At 38.1% G+C, this 1,448-nt stretch carries 2 protein-coding genes; both read left to right on the top strand.

Annotated elements, in window-relative coordinates; all coding sequences use genetic code 11:
• The first annotated feature begins 258 nt into the window (after window positions 1-258).
• Window positions 259-876 (top strand): 50S ribosomal protein L3, encoded by a 618-nt coding sequence (gene rplC, locus DBR11_RS25185; RefSeq protein WP_108555338.1) that lies wholly within the window; start codon window positions 259-261, stop codon window positions 874-876.
• Window positions 877-881: 5 nt separating this feature from the next.
• The coding region (gene rplD, locus DBR11_RS25190; RefSeq protein WP_108555339.1) for a 50S ribosomal protein L4 at window positions 882-1,448 on the top strand (567 nt) is incomplete at its 3' end.

Here is a 1,448-nt window from a genome sequence, read left to right on the forward strand (position 1 = left end):
GGATTATATGTATGTGCTGATTGGCTTATTTGTACTTTGTGTCATTCTGTTCAGTTTAAGCAATAAGCTGGTTGGGTAGATTTTTCCCTCAGGTTATTTCGTGCTTCAAAAAAATAAATGCAGTTATTTGAAAAAATAATTAGCTAACTATTTGAAAATTAAGATTTCTTTCCTATTTTTGCCGTCCCTTAACGGGGATGTATATCCACCTTGAACGAAGCCCTACTGCTTCGATGGGTGTTAAATTAAAAATAGAAAATGTCAGGTATTATTGGAAAAAAAGTAGGAATGACCAGCATTTTCGACGCCGATGGTAAGAATATACCATGTACGGTGATCGAAGCTGGACCTTGTGTAGTTACACAGGTAAAGACCGAAGAGAAAGACGGTTACGTTTCAGTTCAATTGGGTTTCGACGAAGCCAAAGAAAAAAACACAACCAAGCCTCTTAAAGGCCACTTTGCGAAAGCAAGCACTACCCCAAAACGTAAACTCGTTGAATTTGAGCCGTTTGAAGAATCACTTAACTTAGGTGATACGGTAACGGTTAACATCTTTAACGAGGGTGATTTTGTGGATGTTGTTGGAACCTCTAAAGGTAAAGGTTTTCAAGGTGTTGTTAAACGCCACGGATTTGGTGGTGTTGGTGGTCAGACCCACGGTCAGCACAACAGGATGCGTGCACCAGGTTCATTAGGTGCGGCTTCATATCCAGCTCGTGTATTTAAAGGTATGCGTATGGCGGGAAGAATGGGTGGTGACAGAGTAAAAATTCAAAACTTACAGGTTTTGAAAGTTTATGCTGATCAAAACCTTGTGGTAGTTAGTGGTTCAATACCAGGAGCTAAAGGATCTTACGTAATCTTAGACAAGTAAGCAAGATGGAAGTTAAAGTATTAAACATTTCAGGAAAAGAGACAGGTGCCAAGGTGCAACTTCCTGAGTCGGTATTCGGTATTACGCCTGTTGATCACGCAATTTATTTAGATGTTAAGTTGTATTTAGCTAACCAACGTCAGGGAACGCATAAATCAAAACAACGTAATGAAATTGCAGGTTCAACCCGCAAATTATACAAACAAAAAGGTACTGGTGGTGCTCGCGCCGGAAGTATTAAATCTCCATTGTTCAATGGTGGTGGTCGTGTATTTGGTCCTCAGCCACGCGATTATAGTTTTAAACTGAACAAAAAGTTAAAAGTTCTTGCCCGTAAATCGGCTTTAACTTATAAAGCACAAGACAACAATATTGTAGTTTTGGAAGACTTTGCTTTTGATTCGATCAAAACTAAAAACTACATCAATTTAGTTAGCGCATTAAACTTGACTAACGAAAAAACTTTGTTGGTTTTACCTTCGCAAAATAACAATATCTATTTATCAAGCAGAAACATTCAGAAAGCGAAAGTAATCACTGCAGATCAGTTAAATACATATGATGTATTGAAT

The organism is Pedobacter sp. HMWF019 (assembly GCF_003061025.1).
Lineage (GTDB): Bacteria > Bacteroidota > Bacteroidia > Sphingobacteriales > Sphingobacteriaceae > Pedobacter.

Excerpts from the sequence above, each read along its gene's own strand:
- rplC (WP_108555338.1), top strand. The coding sequence starts at position 259 with ATGTCAGGTATTATTGGAAAAAAAGTAGGAATGACCAGCATTTTCGAC.